Annotated in this window: 1 protein-coding gene and 1 pseudogene; both read left to right on the forward strand. The window is 62.9% G+C overall.

What is annotated here, in order from left to right:
- A pseudogene (locus TR36_RS15135) lies at nt 1–579 on the forward strand (pyruvate carboxylase); the annotation flags it as partial.
- 81 nt (nt 580–660) lie between these two features.
- The coding region (locus tag TR36_RS13985) for an SDR family NAD(P)-dependent oxidoreductase (RefSeq protein WP_045393861.1) at nt 661–879 on the forward strand (219 nt) is incomplete at its 3' end.

The following is an 879-nucleotide window of genomic DNA, read 5'->3' on the forward strand; positions in this document are numbered from 1 at the left end:
CGATGCTGCGATGGATGCATTTTGCAGGCGGAACATCCCAGCCCCGCGCTCGGCTCCATTGTCGAGGCGCTGCGCCACACGGAACGGGATACCGGCCTGTCGGTAGAATCGATCCGCGCAATGTCCAACTATTGGGAAGGGGTCCGGCAGGGATACGCCGCCTTTGAATCCGGCCTGCAGGCGCCCGCGTCCGAGGTCTATCTGCACGAGATGCCNGGGGGGCAGTTCACCAACCTCAAGGCACAGCCGGNCTCGANGGGTGAGANCGCTNGCACGANGNKGCTTTTGCCTATGCCGAAGCGAACCGCATGTTCGGTGATATCGTCAAGGTTACCCCCTCGTCCAAGGTGGTGGGGGATATGGCCCTGATGATGGTGGCACAGGGGCTGACCCGCGAGCAGGTGGAGGATCCGGCGGTGGAGGTCAGCTTCCCGGATTCCGTGGTCGACATGCTAAAGGGCAATCTGGGCCAGCCCCATGGCGGCTGGCCTGAACCGATCCTGAAAAAGGCGTTGAAGGGTGTAATCCCGGACGGCACCCGNCCCGGTGCACGAATGGCCCCCGTCGATCTGGAGGCAGAGCGTGCCGCTCTTGCGGCATCCATCGGCACCGAGGACGAACCCTTCGTTCCCACGGATGAGGACCAAAGGGTGATCCGCCATGACCTCTTATCCTAAACCGCCGTTTCCCAGCCAGCCTCAGAACGTTCCGGGCGATTCCCGGCAGATGCAACCCGTGCCGGATTGCGGCGAGGAAAGCTATGTCGGCAGCAATCGCTTGAAAGGGCGCATTGCCCTGATAACCGGCGGTGACAGCGGTATCGGCCGGGCTGTTGCGATCGCCTATGCCCGTGAAGGGGCCGATGTCGCCATCTGCTAT

It is taken from the genome of Falsirhodobacter sp. alg1, assembly GCF_000739715.2.
GTDB lineage: Bacteria > Pseudomonadota > Alphaproteobacteria > Rhodobacterales > Rhodobacteraceae > Falsirhodobacter.